Genomic DNA, 16,210 nt, shown 5'->3' on the forward strand with positions numbered 1-16,210 from the left:
TGGCCTGCGGCCAATTCCCCCGAGGATATTTAACAACAGAAGAAGCTTAGAACAGACTGCCCTGTTCCGGGGGATTCGGTTTGGGATTGGCCGTTTTTCGTGCGGGTTTCTCGGCCAGCGACAACCGGCCATCGGCGAATTCGATTTCAAGATCCTGCGCCTGTGCGGCGGCTTTCTTGTTGGTGACGACCGCGCCATCGCCGCGCACCACCGCATAGCCACGCTGCAAAGTCGCCTTGTAGCCCAGCGTTTCACGCAGCCGGTCCAACGCCTCGACCCGGCCCTGCCAATCGGCGGTCTGGCGGTTGGCCACGTCAGAAAGGCGCTTTGACAGCGCGGTGAATTCATCACGTTTGCGGGTCACGTCGCGTTTCAGCGGTTCGATCTTCAGCCGGTCCGCGCGTCGCCCCAAAGCTTCGCGCTTGGCATCGATACCCCGCTGGAGCCCCGTCGCCAAGCGCGGCGAGAGCGCCGAAAGGGCGCGTTTTTCCGCTCCGATCCGGCGCGTCAGATTGGCCGGGCGCAACCCGCCGCGAATATCGGACAGCTTCACCTGTCGCAGCTGCACCGAGCGGATCAGCGCCTGCGGCAGCCGTTCCCCCCAGCCATCAAGCCGCTGGCGCGGGCCGTCCAGCAGCGTGTCGGCACGCGGCAGCGCGCGCGACAGATCGCGCAGGCGTTGACCACGCTGGCCGACCCCTTGGGTCAGGGACCGGGTCAGCCGGGCCTGTTGCTGATCAAGCCAGCCCAGCAATTCCAACCGCACCGGCACCGCCAATTCGGCGGCCGCTGTCGGCGTGGGCGCGCGCATGTCGGACACAAAATCGATCAGCGTGGTGTCGGTTTCATGCCCCACCGCCGAAATCAGTGGGATGTCCGAGGCCGCCGCCGCGCGGGCCACGATTTCTTCGTTGAAGCCCCAAAGGTCTTCGATCGAGCCACCGCCACGGGCCACGATCAGCAGATCCGGGCGCGGCAGCGCACCGCCCGGGCTGAGCGCGTTGAAGCCCGCGATGGCGCGGGCCACTTCGGGGGCGCATTTTTCGCCCTGCACCGCGACTGGCCAGATCAGCACCTTGCGCGGGAACCGGTCGCGCAGCCGGTGCAGGATGTCGCGGATCACCGCCCCCGAAGGCGAAGTCACCACCCCGATCACGTCCGGCAAATAAGGTAGCGTCTGTTTACGATCTGGCGCGAACAGGCCCTCGGCGGCCAGCAATTGTTTGCGCTTTTCCAGCATCGCCATCAGCGCGCCCATGCCCGCCGGTTTCATATCCTCGATCACGATCTGATATTTCGACTGGCCCGGAAAGGTGGTCAGTCGACCGGTTGCGATGACTTCCATCCCTTCTTCGGGTCGGGTGGTCAGCCGTGCGGCGACACCTTTCCAGATCACCCCGGCAATCACCGAACGGTCATCTTTGAGGTCGAGATAGATATGCCCCGAGCGCGGCATCGACACCCGGCCGACCTCGCCCCGGATACGGACATGGGCGAATTCGCCTTCGATCATCCGCTTGATCGCGCCGGACAGTTCCGAAACGCTGAATTCCGGGGCGTTTTCACCTTCGCGGGGATCGTCGATCAGATCGGACATCGGGATTTGCCTGTCTTGTTTCCTGCCTCCAGCCACCTTAGAACGCGTCAAACAGAAGGCCAAGCGGAGAGAGCCGGTATGAATATCCTGATCCTGGGCAGCGGCGGACGTGAACATGCGTTGGCATGGGCGGTGATGCAGAACCCCAAATGCGACAAGCTGATCGTGGCACCGGGCAATGCCGGGATCGCCGCGATTGCGATCTGCGCCAGTCTGGACATTCTGAACGGTGCGGCGGTGGTGAATTTCTGCGAAGAAAACACCATCGATTTCGTCATCATAGGCCCCGAAGCGCCGCTGGCGGCGGGGGTGGCGGACCGGCTGCGCGATGCCGGGGTTCTGGTGTTCGGTCCGTCCGAAGCAGCCGCGAAGCTGGAAGCGTCGAAAAGCTTCACCAAGGAAGTGTGCGACGCGGCCAAGGCCCCGACGGCCGGTTATGCCCATTTCACCGATGCAGAGGCCGCCAAGGCTTACATCCGTGAACAGGGCGCGCCGATCGTGGTCAAGGCCGATGGCTTGGCTGCGGGCAAGGGTGTGATCGTAGCGATGGACGAAGCGACCGCGCTGGCCGCCATCGACGACATGTTCGGCGGTGAATTCGGGCAAGCCGGGGCCGAAGTGGTGATCGAAGAATTCATGGAAGGCGAAGAAGCATCGTTTTTCATTCTGGTGGATGGCGAAACCTGCCTGCCAATCGGCACCGCGCAGGACCACAAGCGCGTCGGCGATGGTGATACCGGCCTGAATACCGGCGGTATGGGGGCCTATTCCCCTGCCCCGGTGCTGTCGGATGCCATCGCCGAAAAAGCGATGGCGGAAATCATCAGGCCGACGATGAAGGTAATGGCAGAGCGCGGCACACCGTATCAGGGCGTGCTTTATGCCGGGTTCATGATCAAGGACGGTCAGCCGCGGCTGGTGGAATATAACGTGCGCTTTGGCGATCCGGAATGTCAGGTTTTGATGATGCGGCTGGGTGCGCAAGCGCTGGACCTGATGCAGGCCTGCGCCGAGGGCCGTCTGGCCGAGGCGCGGGTCAATTGGGGCGACGATCATGCCGTATCCGTTGTCATGGCCGCCAATGGCTATCCCGGCGCCTATGAAAAGGGCAGCGTGATCCGCGGCCTTGATGAACTGCCGGAAACCAGTTTCGAAATGTGTTTCCATGCCGGGACCGGCACGAAAGACGGTCAAATCATCGCCATCGGCGGCCGGGTTCTCAATGTCACCGCGCGCGGCGCAACCTTGCGCGAAGCTGCGGACCGCGCCTATGCGATGGTGGATAAAATAGACTGGCCCGCAGGGTTCTGCCGCCGCGACATTGGCTGGCGTGCGCTCTGATCTGTGGGGCTCGGGTGGCCGGTGCAGCAAGCAATTGCGTCGAACCGGCGACATCTCTATCATGGCAAGTCTTGCAATCCCTCAGGGACCGGAACAGCACGAAACATGGCGAACCTGATATCAGACGCATATGAAACCGGTGACTTCACCAAGCTTATTTACGAATTCGCGCCGGTGGGGCTAGTGGTGACTGAAAACCGGGTGATCCGCGACTGTAACCCGACCTTTGCGCACATGTTCAGATACGATCCGTCGGAATTGCGCGACCGAAGCTTTGCGCCGCTTTATCCGACGCAGGAAGAATTCGTGAATATCCGTGATCGCGGCGACAAGGATTTGCGCAAGAACAATTCCTATTGGGATGAACGGGTGATGATGCGCAAAACCGGCGAATTGTTCTGGTGCCGTGTGCGCGGCCACAGTTTCACCCGAGAGGATCCGATCCGGCGGGCAGTGTGGTCATTTGCCGATCTGTCGGACACAAGGCCCTATTACCCGCTGACCCGACGCGAACGGGAAGTGTTTTCGCTGATCGGCGAAGGCAAGACGTCAAAGGAAATCGCGATCAGCCTTGGCATATCGCACCGCACCGTCGAAGTGCACCGTTCGCGCCTGCTCAAAAAATTCCGCGCCTCCAATACGGCCGGGCTGTTTCAGTCGCTGGTTTCGATTGGCGGCGAACGTGTCGCCAGCAGCGGCGGTCACTGACCCGCCTGAAATCCAATCAAACCCGTCTCGGCGCCGAAGTTGCTCAGTCGTGACAATCCAATGCGCGGGCAAAGCTTCCCGACCCGTCGAAATGCCCAACAGCGCGGGCGACAAGACGCCCCTTTACCAGCCGAACCGCCATCACATCGCGCCAATCAGCGTCGGCGGTAATAATTTCAGGGCCAGAGCCGCAATCGCGGATACCACCGGAAATATCGGCCTGTCCAAAGCGGTGATTGGTCAGACCGGCCAGCGATGCAACTTCGGTCAGCCGCCCGGCCTCGAATCGCCAGACCCGCAGCGTCCGGGCTAGGTGCGGCCGGTCGATATAAGCCAATTCGACCCGGCCATCGCCATCCAGATCGGTGCCGCCCAACGGGGCCAGCCAACGATGGGTCTGGCCAATCGGCGGCGTTGCCGTGATCAACCCGTTTTCATCATAGATCACAAGGGACGCGCCGCGCGCGATGTCGGTCTGCACCGCCACGATTTCGGCATCGCCATCAAGGTCGACATCAATCAGCCGCGGGGCCTGATCTTCGAACACCTGATCGGGGGGTAAAGTGATGCGCAGCTTGCGGCCATCCGCCAACCGGATCTGCAACCCGGCCCATTCCAGCAGATCGCCAAAAACACCATGCGCATAGCGCGGCGTCGGATCGACAAAGCGCGCCGATTGAATATCGGCCGCCGCCGGTACCGCCTGCAACGTGGCCCACAGGCCCAATGACAGGGCCGCGCGGCGGGCAAACCAATGCCACAGGCGCAGCGCAGTTCGCCGCGCCTGCACCGGCATCAGATTTGCTTTTCGGGCATGTTTACGACCAAACCGTCAAGGTCATCGGTGACTTTGATCTGACAGGTCAGGCGCGATCGTGCCGGGTCAGGTTCGAAGGCGAAATCCAGCATGTCTTCTTCCATGTCGTCTTTTTTAGGCAGCTTTTCCACCCAAGCCGGATCGACATAAACGTGGCAGGTCGAACAGGCACAAGCGCCGCCGCAATCGGCTTCGATGCCGGGGATGTTATTGTCGCGAGCGCCTTCCATCACGGTCAGACCGTTGGCGACGTCGACAACATGTTCGGTGCCGTTAAATTCGACATAGGTAATTTTCGCCATTCGGTTGGCCTCCTGCTTTTCACCATTGTCCGTGTCAACGATCTTCCTAGCCAAGCTGGCCACCAGTGACCAGTCCCTTTTGCGTGAATGGCCGTTTGGCGCAGGTGTTGCGGGGGTGTTCAAGTCTCTTTCGCCAAAAGGTCAAACAAGCTACACTGTTGTGAATAAAAAAATGGCATGAGTTATCGAGCAATGCGTATTCTGCCCTCTTTTCCGGGCCTCGTCGGGGTCTGCGGCCTGCTTGCCGGGTGCGGCGATCCGTTGCCGTTACCGTCGCTGACCTCTGACCCCGAGGTCACGCGGCAGGTCGAAACCGCGCCGCCCGGGGCCGATCCGAACAGTTGCTGGGGCAAACATGTGGTGCCTGCGATCTATGAAACGGTGACCGAACAGATCATGCTGCAACCGGCCGAAGTTCTTGCCGATGGCAGCGTCATCCAACCGGCGATTTATAAGACCGAAGTCCATCAGGCCGTGGTGCGTGAACGCAAGGAAACCTGGTTCGAAACCCCCTGCAGCAATGACCTTACCGTCGAATTCGTCGAAACATTGCAGCGCGCGCTGAAAGTTCGTGGCTTCTATTACGGTGCGCCAAGCGGCGAAATCGATGGCCGGACCCGCACCGCGATCCGCAAGTACCAAAAACCTCAGGGGCTGGATTCGGGAATCCTGTCGCTGGCGGCGGCGCGCAAACTGGGCCTGATCGCGGTGGAAAATCCCGATGCCTGAGCCTGCGCTTTGACGCGTGCATGAAAAAGGCCGCTTGTGACAGCGGCCTTTTGTCGTTTCGGTCGGGGCGGTGTCAGTCTTCCTTGACCGACAAGGCGACAAAGCGCGGTTCACCGGCGCGGCGCACCAGCAGCAGAAGCGATTTGCGACCCGCATCGCGGGCTTCGCCGACCCGGTCTTCCAGATCCTCGACCGAGGTCAGTTTCTGCTGCCCGGCTTCGGCAATCAGATCCCCGGCGCGCAGCCCCTTTTCATAGGCTTCGGTGGTTTCATCCACGTCCAGAACCACCAACCCTTGGGTGTTGGGTTTAAGCTTGAGTTCCTCGGTCAGCTCGTCGGTGACCGGGCTAAGGGACAGACCCAGCATTTCCTTCGGTGCCGCCGGTTCGGTGTCCTGGGTTTGTGCCGCAGGAATGGCTTCGGCTTCTTCACGCCGCCCCAAGGTGATCTTCAACGTTTCGGTCTTGCCGTCGCGGAACACCACCACTCGAACCGATTTGCCGACATCGGTATTACCGACCTGACGCACCAGGGCACGGGTATCGGCCACTTCGACATTGTCAAAGCTGGTGATCACATCACCCTGCAACATGCCGCCTTCTTTCGCCGGTCCTTCGGGCACATCGGTAACCAGCGCCCCTTTGGTTTTTTCCAGACCCATCGCTTCGGCGACATCGTCGGTCACGTCCTGAATGCGCACGCCCAGCCAACCGCGGCGGGTTTCACCGTATTCGCGCAACTGATCGACCACCCGGCTGACCACGTTCGACGCCATCGAAAACCCGATCCCGATCGACCCGCCATTGGGGCTGAGGATCGCGGTGTTCACGCCAACCACGTTACCATCCATGTTGAACAGCGGACCGCCGGAATTGCCCCGGTTGATCGCCGCATCGGTCTGGATGTAATCGTCGTAGCTGCCCGACAGAGCGCGATTACGGGCCGAAACGATCCCGGCAGAGACCGAAAAGCCCTGCCCCAGCGGGTTGCCCATCGCCATCACCCAATCGCCGACGCGCGCGGTGTCGCTGTCACCGAAGTTGACATAGGGCAGCGGTTTGTCCGCCTCGACCTTCAGCAGTGCGATATCGGTGTTGGGATCGGTGCCGATGACGGTGGCTTCCAATTCTTCACCGGAGAAAAATTCGATCACGATCTCGTCGGCGCTTTCGATCACGTGATTGTTGGTGACGATATACCCGTCTTCGGAAATCACGAATCCCGATCCCAGCGCCGAAGACCGGCGCGGCCGGTCACCGTCGCGGTTGCGGTCCTGAAATTCACGGAAAAAATCTTCGAACGGGCTGCCTTCGGGTACGATCGGGTTGGGTCCGGTATTGCCCGCAACCACAGTCGTCGTGGTGATATTGACCACCGAATCGCTGATCTGGCTGGCCAGATCGGCCAAGCTGTCGGGGCGCGCGGCGGCCTGAAGCGTCTGCGTCAGCATCAGCAGACCGGCGAGTAAACCGACCCAAAATGCTTTGACCATACCATTACGATTGCGGGGAATTGAAACTGCAAGACTGTTCACTCCCTTGACTCCTCTGTTCTGAGTGTTCTGCCCACACCTTCCATGCTGGCGGCGCAATGTGCAACTCAATCCGGCTCTCTGCGCGTCAACTGAGCGTGATCATGCGCGCCGGCGCAACCGTCTCGCATGGCGGCGCTGCCGTCATAGCCCCGGACGTATTTGGGCCAAGATGAAACAGGGGGTTGGCCGGGTCATGCGCCCAGCGTTTTGGCGATCCAGACCAGTAACAGACCGATGGCAAGCGCCCCCAGCCCGATATTGCGGCGGGTGGTTTCGGGCAGGGCGCGCAGCATTTCCAGCACCTGCACCACAAGCGAAGGGGCCAGCGCATAGGCCAGCCCCTCCACGATCAGCACCAGCCCGAGAGCCAGAAGCGCGGTTTGCATTACTTCGCCGCCCGGTCCGATTTCAGATAGTCGAAAAATTCGCTATCCGGCGTCATCACCATCGATGAATTGCTGCCCTGCAATGCTTTTTCATAGGCCTGCAACGACCGGTAGAAGGCAAAGAATTCCGGGTCAGCACCGAAGGCTTCGGCAAAGATTCCGTTCCGCTTTGCATCGGCTTCACCGCGGATCACCTGCGCTTCGCGTTCCGCTTCGGACATGGTTTCGACCACGGTCCGGTCGGCCAGCGCCCGCACCCTTTGCGCAGCTTCGTTACCGCGGGCGATTTCGTCAGCCGCTTCGCGTTCACGTTCCGCCCGCATCCGGGCAAAGGTGGCGTTGAGGTTCTGTTCCGGCAGGTTGGTCTGCTTGAGCCGCACATCGACAACCTCGATGCCCAGACTACGCGCACTGTCGCGGGCCTGATTGCGGATCCGGTTCATCAATTCGCGGCGATCTTCGGACAAGATGGTGTCAGAGGTCACCTGATCCGCACCGAGAACTTCGCGGATCTGCGAATTCAGGATCGACCCCAGCCGATCTTCGGCCACCCGCACACCACCGACGCCGACAGCTTGCCGGAACTGGACCACATCGCTGATCCGGTAACGGGTAAACGCATCGACCACCAGACGGCGGTCATCGGACGGCGTCACCTCGATGGTTTCGGTATCCAAAGACAGAATCCGGTCGTCGTACTTTACGACTTCTTGAATCAACGGGATTTTGAAGCTGAGACCGGGATCTTCCTTCACGGCCTTGATCTGACCGAATTGCAGCACCAACGCCTTTTCGCGTTCGTCGACGACAAAGACCGAAGACAGAACACCGATCAGGGCAATGACAAGGATCGGGATCAATAGAGTCAGTTTCCGCATCACTTGTTCTCCCCTTCGGACCGGCGCAGTTCGTTCAGCGGCAGATAGGGCACCACGCCCTGACCACCACCGGCCCCGGTCAACGCGCTGTCGAGGATCATTTTATCAACCGACCCCAGCACCTTTTCCATGGTTTCCAGATAGAGACGCTTGCGAGTCACATCCGGCGCCTTGCTGTATTCTTCCAGAACCGCACTGAACCGGCTGGCTTCACCCAAAGCATCATTGACGACTTGCGCCCGGTAGGCTTCGGATTCTTCCAATGTCTGCGCCGCTTCACCGCGGGCTTCGGCCAGAACGCGGTTGGCATAGGCGTCTGCTTGACGCTGCAACCGGTCGCGTTCCTGTTCGGCGGCCTGCACTTCGCGGAAACTGTCGATCACTTCGCGTGGCGGATCGGCCTTTTCCAAGTTCACCCGGACGATGTTGATACCGCTTTCATATTCGTCGAGGCTCGCTTGGATGTTTTCCTTGACGGTGTCGGCGATGATGCCGCGATCCCGGTTCAGGATCGGCGCTAGGTTGCTGGCCGCGATGATTTCGCGCATCACCGATTCCGATACCGCCTGAACCGTCAGACGCGGATCAGCGATGTTGAACAGCAGCTTGGCGGGATCGTTGATGTTCCACACCACCTGAAAATCGATATCGACGATATTCGCATCGGTGGTCAGCATCAGTCCGGCATCTTGACCTGCCCGCGACAGACCAATGCTTTCGGTCCGTTCCGAGGTCACGTTGACCACTTCGGCGGTCACGATCGGCCAAGGGGCAAAATTCAGACCCGGATTGCCGGTGGCATTGTATTTGCCCAGCAGCAATTCAACCGACTGTTCTTCGGGTTTGACGGTATAGAAGCTGCCAAAAGCCCAAAGCGCGACCAGAACCAGCGCGCCCAGACCAAAGGTGCCCTTGGTCAGTTTCGGACCGCCCGCGCCACCGCCGGACGTCCCGCGCCCACCAGAGCCGCCGCGCCCGCCCATCAGCACGCGCAATTGTTCCTGACCTTTTTTCATCAGTTCGTCGATTTCGGGAATTTGCGGCCCGTCATCCTGAGGACGACGTCCGCCCCCGTTGTTGCGGTCATCATCACCGCCCTTATTTCCGCCGCCGCCCCAGGGGCCGCCCGAATTGCCTGCCATTGGCTTTTGAACCTCTCTGTTGTGTCGTTTTACCAGCTTGCACTTAAACTGTGCAATCTGGCAGAAATTTCAACCGTCAAGCGCGCCGAACCGGCGCTTTCATGGTGACGATCTCTTCCGCCATAGTCGGGTGCACCGCCACTGTACGGTCGAAATCTTCCTTGGTCGCCCCCATTTTGACCGCGATCCCGGCCAGCTGAATCATTTCGCCCGCCCCCGGCGCGACGATATGACAGCCCAGAACCTTGCGGGTTTCGGCGCAAACGATCAGCTTCATCATAACCCGCGCATCGCTGCCGGCAAACAGGCTGCGCATCGGGCGGAACGAACTGCAATACACCTCGATCGGGCCTTGGTCGCGGGCGTCTTCTTCGCTCATCCCGACGGTGCCCATTTCAGGCTGGGTGAAGATGGCGGTCGGGATCAGATCGTGATCGACCGGCGTCGGGTTGCCCTTGAACACGGTTTCGACGAACGCCATGCCTTCGCGGATCGCAACGGGCGTCAGGTTGACCCGATCGGTGACATCGCCGATGGCATAGACCGATGGCACGGCGGTCTGACTGTATTCATCCACCAGAACCTTGCCGTTACGGCCCAGTTTCACGCCGACCTCTTGCAGCCCCATATCATCGCTATTGGGCACCCGGCCGGTGGCGAACATGACCTGATCGAACACCCGTTCGGTGCCGTTGCTGGCCTTCACCCGGATGCCGCCCGACGCATCGCGTTCCATAGACAGGATATTGGTGCCCAGATGCAGATCGATCCCCGATTGGATCATTTCCTCGGAAACCAGCCCACGGGCTTCACCGTCGAAACCGCGCAGGATCTGCGCACCGCGATAGAACTGCGTAACCGCGACCCCCAACCCGTTCAACACGCCCGCGAATTCGCAGGCGATATAGCCACCGCCAAGGATCAGGATCGATCCAGGCAGTTTGTCGAGGTGGAAAATATCGTTCGAAGTGATGGCAAGCTCTTCACCCGGAATGCCGGGTTTGACCGGGCGCCCACCCATCGCCAGCAGGATATGCTTGGCGGTTTTGCGTTCGCCGGTGCTCAGTTCCACCGTATGCGCATCCAAGACCCGCGCACGTGCATCGAAGCTTTCGACGCCATTGTTTTTCAAGATGTTGCGATAGATGCCTTCCAACCGGTCGAGTTCGGCATGCAGCTTGGTCTTGAACCCGCCCCAGTCGAATGCGCCGGTGGGCATGTCCCAACCATAGGCGCGGGCCTCTTCAGCCATCGCCGGGAATTCGGAAGCAAACACCATCAGCTTTTTCGGCACGCAGCCCCGGATAACGCAGGTGCCGCCATAGCGGTCTTCTTCGGCCAAGGCGACCTTGGCACCGGTCTCGCCCGCCGCCACCCGGGCCGCGCGTACGCCACCCGATCCGCCACCAATCACGAAGAGGTCATAGTCGAAGGTCATTTGGTTCTATCTTCCGTAAAATATCAGTCTTTGGCCCCACATCTATGCCGCCGCAGGACCAAGTCCAACCCCGAGCCTTGCAACTATTTGTCAAGCCCGGGCGGCATGCAGGGTTTGGCAGTCTCAGCTGGACCTATTCACTCAGATCGGTGAACAGGTTGTCGCTGTCGACGAATTCCAGTTTGTCTTCTTCCACCGAATCGTCATTGATGTCGCGCACCTGCACCCGGCCATCACCGAAACCGACGATCACGGTGTCGCAGATATCGATGAACAGCCCGTTTTCGACCACGCCGGGGATCTGGTTCAGCACCATCGCCAATTGCCGCGGATTGCCGATCCGGGTCAGGTGCAAATCGATGATGTGATTGCCTTCGTCGGTGAAAAAGGGGCTGTCGCCATTCATCCGCAGGGTCGAGGACTGGCCCAGCACATCCATGCTGTCGAGCATTTCTTCGACCAGCGCCTTGGACGTCTGCCATCCGAACGGGATCACCTCGACCGGCAACGGGAAGGCCCCCAGATTTTCGACTTCCTTGCTGACATCGGAAATCACGATCATCCGGTCGCTGGCCGTCGCCACGATCTTTTCTTGCAGCAACGCACCGCCACCGCCCTTGATTAGGTTGAATTCGCCGTCGAATTCATCCGCCCCGTCGATGGTCAGATCCAACCAGCGGGCTTCGTCGAGGCTGATCACTTCGATACCGACTTCGCGGGCCAAGGCGGCGGTGCGAGTCGATGTCGGTACGCCGCGTATCTTAAGCCCGTCTTCGCGCACCAATTCGCCCAGACAGCGCACCATCCAAGCCGCGGTTGACCCGGTCCCCAGACCGACGCGCATTCCGTCTTCCACGAATTCCACCGATTTCTTGGCGGCAACGAATTTGGCCTTGTCGATGGGCGACAATTCTCCGGTCATGGCAGTGACTCCGTTTCGATTTGGGTCGCTTATAGGAAAGTTGCCGCTTGGGCGCGAGAGCCAAATCCACCCGACTCGGGGAAACCACCGTCACAAAGCAGCCTGTGACAAAATTTCTTGCTGTTTCCGAGTGAACCGCCGCCATTGCGCCGGGCGCAGCAAAGTACGCGCCGGGGTCCAGTCCGAGGTCAACTTTAGATCAGGAAAGGTCCGGAACAACCGCCTTCGATCCTTGGCGTCAAGCGCCCGGATCGCCATCGGCCCCGGCAACAGGCTTTCGGCCAGCGCCCCGTTGGCCCAGAGAACCTGATGCTTATCGAACAGAAGATGATAATACTTAATCCATGCGCATGGTGCCAAAGTCACCCCGCGCTGGCCGACCATGGATTTGATCGGCACCAGCGTTTCTTCGCGCTGCGACAGGATGATCCCCTGCCCCGGCCGGATCAGAACCCGGTGCTGTTGTGACAACAGCAAAGGCCGGGAATTGCCCAATATCCCCTTGCCGACACGCACCGGAGCCAAGGCCATGATCCCGCGCCTGTCCTGCGTCCCAATCCAGGCCAGCGGCTGTGGCCCATCATCCAGCGTTTCAACCATGTCGCCTTCGACCAAGTGCTGCACCGGCACATATCCTCTAGCGGTCAGGATCTGCGTCCCCGAAGCGAAACAAACAGCCAGATCGGAATATGGCACGGTTGGATAATCGCTGCCGCCCGGGATGATTTCATAAGTTGTCCCCGGCACAAGACGGCTATCGGCGGCGACGCCGGTAATCTGACCGTCGAAATCAAGCACATACAACGTGATTTCATCATCGGGGTCGGTCGATCCGACCGGATGCACGATATAACTGTACTCATTGGTAACAACCGTCCCGCGGGACCAAGTTTGTCCGGCGAATTCGGTATGGCCGGTAAGCTGTTGGCGGTTCTCTTGATCCTCGAAATACCTGTCCCGGTCATACAGGGTCAGGTCGACCCATGCATCGGTATTCACGGTAAACGTGGTCGCGTTGAAGCTACTGGTATTGCGTCCGATACCCGACAAGAATGGATCGGGACCGGTCAGGTTGATATCGTTTACCCCAATGGCTGAAAGTGTCGGCATGGGTCTCCTGTCGTGGTCATTCGATGTCGCCACGGTATCCCGGGGCGGGCCGTTGCCGCCGTGGTCGACCTGCATTTGCAAAATGACACGACGGAGATTGATATTTCCTGAATGCCCGACGACGACCTGACCGGCATCGACCGGATTGCGCGTTTGTTCCCGCATGGGTCGTTTTTCGGTGGCAGTTTCTTGTCCGCCAAAGCTAGGCTTCCCGTCACGGGTGCAGAAAAAGGGATGACCGGGAATGTTCCTATCGGTTTTCGACATGTTCAAGATCGGGATCGGCCCGTCTTCGTCTCATACGATGGGGCCAATGGTGGCGGCGGCGCGTTTTTTGGACAGCATGCGTGCCTCGCCTTTCGATTTTGCCGGGCTGCGCGCCTCGCTGCATGGGTCATTGGCCTTTACCGGGATCGGCCACGCCACCGACCGCGCCACCATTCTGGGCCTCGCCGGGTTCGAAGCCGCAACCTTTGATTTTGACGCCAGCATAGCGGCGCTGGACCAAATTCACCGTACAAAAACGGTCAATCCACCCGGCCTGCCACCGCTGCGTTTCGACCCCGAAACCGATCTGGCCTTTGATTATGGCCCCCCCTTGCCCGGCCATGCCAATGGCATGGTGCTGATGGCTACCGACAAACAAGGCGACGTGATTCTGCGCGACGTGTTCTATTCCATCGGCGGCGGCTTCGTGATGACCGAAGCCGAGCTGGCAGCGGGCAAGAACACCGACGAAGGTGACCCGGTGCCGTTCCCGTTCAAAACTGCCGCCGAAATGCTGGAGATGGCACAAAGTTCGGGCAAAACCATCGCGGCGATGAAATCCGCCAACGAAGTGTCGCGTTGCGGCCATCAGAACCTGAAAACCGGGCTGACCCGGATCTGGCAAGTGATGAATGCCTGTATTGATCGCGGTTTGACCACCGAAGGTGAATTGCCCGGCGGTCTGCGGGTCAAACGGCGGGCGAAACCAATCCACGCCGCGCTGATGGCAGAACGCGGAATGAACCTGACCGCACCGCATGTGATCAACGACTGGATCAGCATGTACGCAATGGCGGTGAACGAAGAAAACGCCGCCGGTGGGCAGGTCGTCACCGCCCCCACCAACGGCGCCGCCGGGGTTTTGCCCGCAGTGATCCGCTACTGGCTCGACCATGTGCCGGGGGCCAGCCTGACGCGGATCGACGATTTCCTGCTGACCGCCGCCGCCATCGGTGGTCTGATCAAACACAACGCCTCGATTTCCGGTGCCGAAGCCGGATGCCAGGCCGAAGTTGGCAGCGCCGCCGCAATGGCCGCCGCCGGGTTCTGCGCGGTGATGGGCGGCACGCCCGAACAGATCGAAAACGCCGCCGAAATAGCGCTGGAACATCATCTGGGAATGACCTGCGACCCGGTCAAAGGCTTGGTGCAGGTGCCCTGCATCGAACGCAACGGACTGGGCGCGATCAAGGCGGTCAGTGCCGCCTCATTGGCGCTGCGCGGGACCGGCGATCATTTCGTACCGCTGGATGCGGCGATTGAAACCATGCGCCAGACCGGTCGCGACATGCACGAACATTACAAGGAAACCTCGCTTGGCGGACTGGCGGTCAACGTACCCAATTGCTGACCCGGGCCGGGGCCGGATTTCTACGGCATTGCCACCGCCCGGATCGGTTTCTAATCTGCGCCGATGTCACCTGATCGCCCCCTTCTCGGCATCGCCTTGATGCTTTGCTTTTCCGCCTTGGCACCGTTTGCCGATGCCATCGCCAAGATTCTGGGGCAAACCCTGCCGATCAGCTTGATCGTGCTGTTCCGGTTCGTGGCGCAAATGGTAATCCTGCTGCCGCTGGTGGCACTGACCCGCCGCACCTGGTCCTTCACCCCACGCGTATTGCGCCTATCGCTGATGCGCACGGTTCTGCACATCCTCGGCATCGGCTTGATGGTCGCGGCGCTCAGGGTGTTACCGCTGGCCGATGCCATCGCCATCGCCTTCGTCCTGCCCTTCCTGATGCTGCTGCTAGGCAAATTCATCCTGCACGAAGAAGTCGGCCCGCGCCGCCTGGCCGCCTGCGCGGTCGGCTTCGCGGGCACCTTGCTGATTGTCCAGCCGAGTTTTCAGCAGGTGGGTTGGCCTGCCCTTCTACCTTTGGCGGTGGCGGTCAACTTCGCCTTTTTCATCCTGATCACCCGGTCGGTGTCCAAGGATATCGACCCGATGGCCCTACAGGTCGTTTCGGGCGGCATGGCGGTGCTGATCCTGTTGCCGGTGCTGGGTGGCTATTACCTTTGGGCCGGACCGGCGGCGGATCTGACCGCCCCGAATGCCACCGAATGGATGCTGCTGGCGGGAATGGGGGCAATCGGAACCTTGGCGCATCTTTTGATGACATGGTCACTGCGTTATGCCCCGTCCACCACGCTGGCCCCGATCCAGTATGTGGAGTTGCCGGTCACGACCTTTGCAGGCTGGTTGATATTTTCCGACCTGCCGAACGGATTGGCCGCACTTGGCATCACCATTTCGGTCAGCGCGGGAATTTACATCATTCTGCGCGAACGGGCCATGCTGGCGCAGCCATGACCGCCGCCGCTGCCTGCGGCAAGGCCGATAGCGGCAGCATCACCAGCATCTTCGGATCATCGAGCCACAGATGCACCGGGCCGCAGACTTCGTTCGATGTGCCAACCCGCCCGTCGGGGGCGAATTGCAACCCTTCGATCGGCCAGCGCAACCCGTTTGAGCGTCCTTCGACCCGTGCCATCGGAAACAGCGACAGCAAGGTTCCCACCGGCAGATCAACGCGCAGTTCGGGCGGGGCGACAAATGTGATCATTTCACCCCCCAGCAGGATGCAGCGCCGGTCGGGGTGTCGCACCAATGCATTGAACGCCGCCAATTGATGATCGATCCGGCTGCCATCGAACCCGATGCCCAGCACCAGCGGCGCCGCGATATGGCGCAGGCATTTGTCGAAATCGGTGCTGTCTTGTTCGGCAATCGGATGCAGCCGGTCGGGCGCAATCGCCATACGCGCCCGGTCTGACAGGCTGTCGAAATCGCCAATCACCGCCAATGGGTCCAACCCTTTGGCCAGCGCCACATCCGCGCCGCCATCGGCACAGACGATTCCGGGGGCCATGGTTAATGAAGCCGCCAAAGCGCCGGGCGGCACATTTCCTGCACCAATCAGCGTAATAGGTGAAGACGAACGAACAATAGCATCTGACATAAGGTGATTACTGCCCGGAATGGAAACGGATCACAATATCGACACAAAATGATACGGTAATTATCTAAGATTCGATCAG

Annotated in this window: 16 protein-coding genes; 5 read left to right on the forward strand and 11 right to left on the reverse strand. The window is 60.3% G+C overall.

Going from position 1 to position 16,210, the window contains the following annotated elements:
- Positions 1-46: 46 nt before the first annotated feature.
- Positions 47-1,597 (reverse strand): exodeoxyribonuclease VII large subunit, encoded by a 1,551-nt coding sequence (gene xseA / locus TG4357_RS09845; protein WP_058262727.1) that lies wholly within the window; start codon positions 1,595-1,597, stop codon positions 47-49.
- A 78-nt stretch (positions 1,598-1,675) separates the two neighbouring features.
- Between xseA and purD the strand changes: the two genes are divergently transcribed.
- Together purD and TG4357_RS09855 are read left to right on the forward strand one after the other, a co-directional pair.
- Positions 1,676-2,938, forward strand: coding sequence for a phosphoribosylamine--glycine ligase (purD, locus tag TG4357_RS09850; protein ID WP_058262728.1), 1,263 nt, complete (start codon positions 1,676-1,678; stop codon positions 2,936-2,938).
- Positions 2,939-3,043: 105 nt separating this feature from the next.
- Positions 3,044-3,646 (forward strand): LuxR family transcriptional regulator, encoded by a 603-nt coding sequence (locus tag TG4357_RS09855; protein WP_058262729.1) that lies wholly within the window; start codon positions 3,044-3,046, stop codon positions 3,644-3,646.
- 43 nt (positions 3,647-3,689) lie between these two features.
- Here TG4357_RS09855 and TG4357_RS09860 read toward each other — a convergent pair whose 3' ends face one another.
- Together TG4357_RS09860 and TG4357_RS09865 are read right to left on the reverse strand one after the other, a co-directional pair.
- A complete protein-coding gene (locus TG4357_RS09860; protein ID WP_058262730.1) occupies positions 3,690-4,442 on the reverse strand; it encodes a hypothetical protein in 753 nt (250 codons plus the stop codon).
- Entirely contained in the window at positions 4,442-4,765 is a 324-nt protein-coding gene (locus TG4357_RS09865) for a 2Fe-2S iron-sulfur cluster-binding protein (RefSeq protein ID WP_058262731.1), read from the reverse strand. The genes TG4357_RS09860 and TG4357_RS09865 overlap by 1 nt, the downstream gene beginning before the upstream one ends.
- Before the next feature lie 192 nt (positions 4,766-4,957).
- Here TG4357_RS09865 and TG4357_RS09870 point away from each other — a divergent pair, with 192 nt between their 5' ends.
- A complete protein-coding gene (locus tag TG4357_RS09870) occupies positions 4,958-5,494 on the forward strand; it encodes a peptidoglycan-binding domain-containing protein (protein WP_058262732.1) in 537 nt (178 codons plus the stop codon).
- A gap of 73 nt (positions 5,495-5,567) precedes the next feature.
- Here TG4357_RS09870 and TG4357_RS09875 read toward each other — a convergent pair whose 3' ends face one another.
- From TG4357_RS09875 to TG4357_RS09905, 7 genes are all read right to left on the reverse strand, one after another.
- Positions 5,568-6,986, reverse strand: a complete 1,419-nt coding sequence (locus tag TG4357_RS09875) for a Do family serine endopeptidase (protein ID WP_058262733.1) — start codon at positions 6,984-6,986, stop codon at positions 5,568-5,570.
- Positions 6,987-7,219: 233 nt separating this feature from the next.
- A complete protein-coding gene (locus TG4357_RS09880) occupies positions 7,220-7,414 on the reverse strand; it encodes a DUF2065 domain-containing protein (RefSeq protein ID WP_058262734.1) in 195 nt (64 codons plus the stop codon).
- A complete protein-coding gene (hflC, locus tag TG4357_RS09885; RefSeq protein WP_058262735.1) occupies positions 7,414-8,292 on the reverse strand; it encodes a protease modulator HflC in 879 nt (292 codons plus the stop codon). The genes TG4357_RS09880 and hflC overlap by 1 nt, the downstream gene beginning before the upstream one ends.
- Positions 8,292-9,434, reverse strand: a complete 1,143-nt coding sequence (gene hflK / locus TG4357_RS09890; RefSeq protein ID WP_058262736.1) for an FtsH protease activity modulator HflK — start codon at positions 9,432-9,434, stop codon at positions 8,292-8,294. Before hflK ends, hflC begins: the two co-directional genes overlap by 1 nt.
- Positions 9,435-9,510: 76 nt before the next feature.
- Positions 9,511-10,872, reverse strand: a complete 1,362-nt coding sequence (gene gor, locus TG4357_RS09895; protein ID WP_058262737.1) for a glutathione-disulfide reductase — start codon at positions 10,870-10,872, stop codon at positions 9,511-9,513.
- Positions 10,873-11,005: 133 nt separating this feature from the next.
- Positions 11,006-11,794 carry a ribose-5-phosphate isomerase RpiA gene (rpiA, locus tag TG4357_RS09900; protein ID WP_058262738.1) on the reverse strand — a complete coding sequence of 263 codons (789 nt, stop codon included), beginning with the start codon at positions 11,792-11,794 and terminating at the stop codon, positions 11,006-11,008.
- Positions 11,795-11,884: 90 nt separating this feature from the next.
- The gene (locus TG4357_RS09905) at positions 11,885-13,069 is read right to left on the reverse strand and encodes a Hint domain-containing protein (RefSeq protein WP_058262739.1); all 1,185 of its coding nucleotides are present in this window, start codon (positions 13,067-13,069) and stop codon (positions 11,885-11,887) included.
- Between the two features lie 79 nt (positions 13,070-13,148).
- Between TG4357_RS09905 and TG4357_RS09910 the strand changes: the two genes are divergently transcribed.
- Both TG4357_RS09910 and TG4357_RS09915 read left to right on the forward strand, forming a co-directional pair.
- The gene (locus tag TG4357_RS09910) at positions 13,149-14,522 is read left to right on the forward strand and encodes an L-serine ammonia-lyase (RefSeq protein WP_058262740.1); all 1,374 of its coding nucleotides are present in this window, start codon (positions 13,149-13,151) and stop codon (positions 14,520-14,522) included.
- 63 nt (positions 14,523-14,585) lie between these two features.
- Positions 14,586-15,482 carry a DMT family transporter gene (locus TG4357_RS09915; RefSeq protein WP_058262741.1) on the forward strand — a complete coding sequence of 299 codons (897 nt, stop codon included), beginning with the start codon at positions 14,586-14,588 and terminating at the stop codon, positions 15,480-15,482.
- On the opposite strand, the gene TG4357_RS09920 is transcribed toward TG4357_RS09915, so the two are convergent.
- Positions 15,445-16,131 (reverse strand): thiamine diphosphokinase, encoded by a 687-nt coding sequence (locus tag TG4357_RS09920; RefSeq protein ID WP_058262742.1) that lies wholly within the window; start codon positions 16,129-16,131, stop codon positions 15,445-15,447. The genes TG4357_RS09915 and TG4357_RS09920 overlap by 38 nt on opposite strands.
- Positions 16,132-16,210 lie beyond the last annotated feature (79 nt).

Origin of the sequence: Thalassovita gelatinovora, from assembly GCF_001458355.1 — a bacterium.
Taxonomy (GTDB): Bacteria; Pseudomonadota; Alphaproteobacteria; order Rhodobacterales; family Rhodobacteraceae; genus Thalassobius; species Thalassobius gelatinovorus.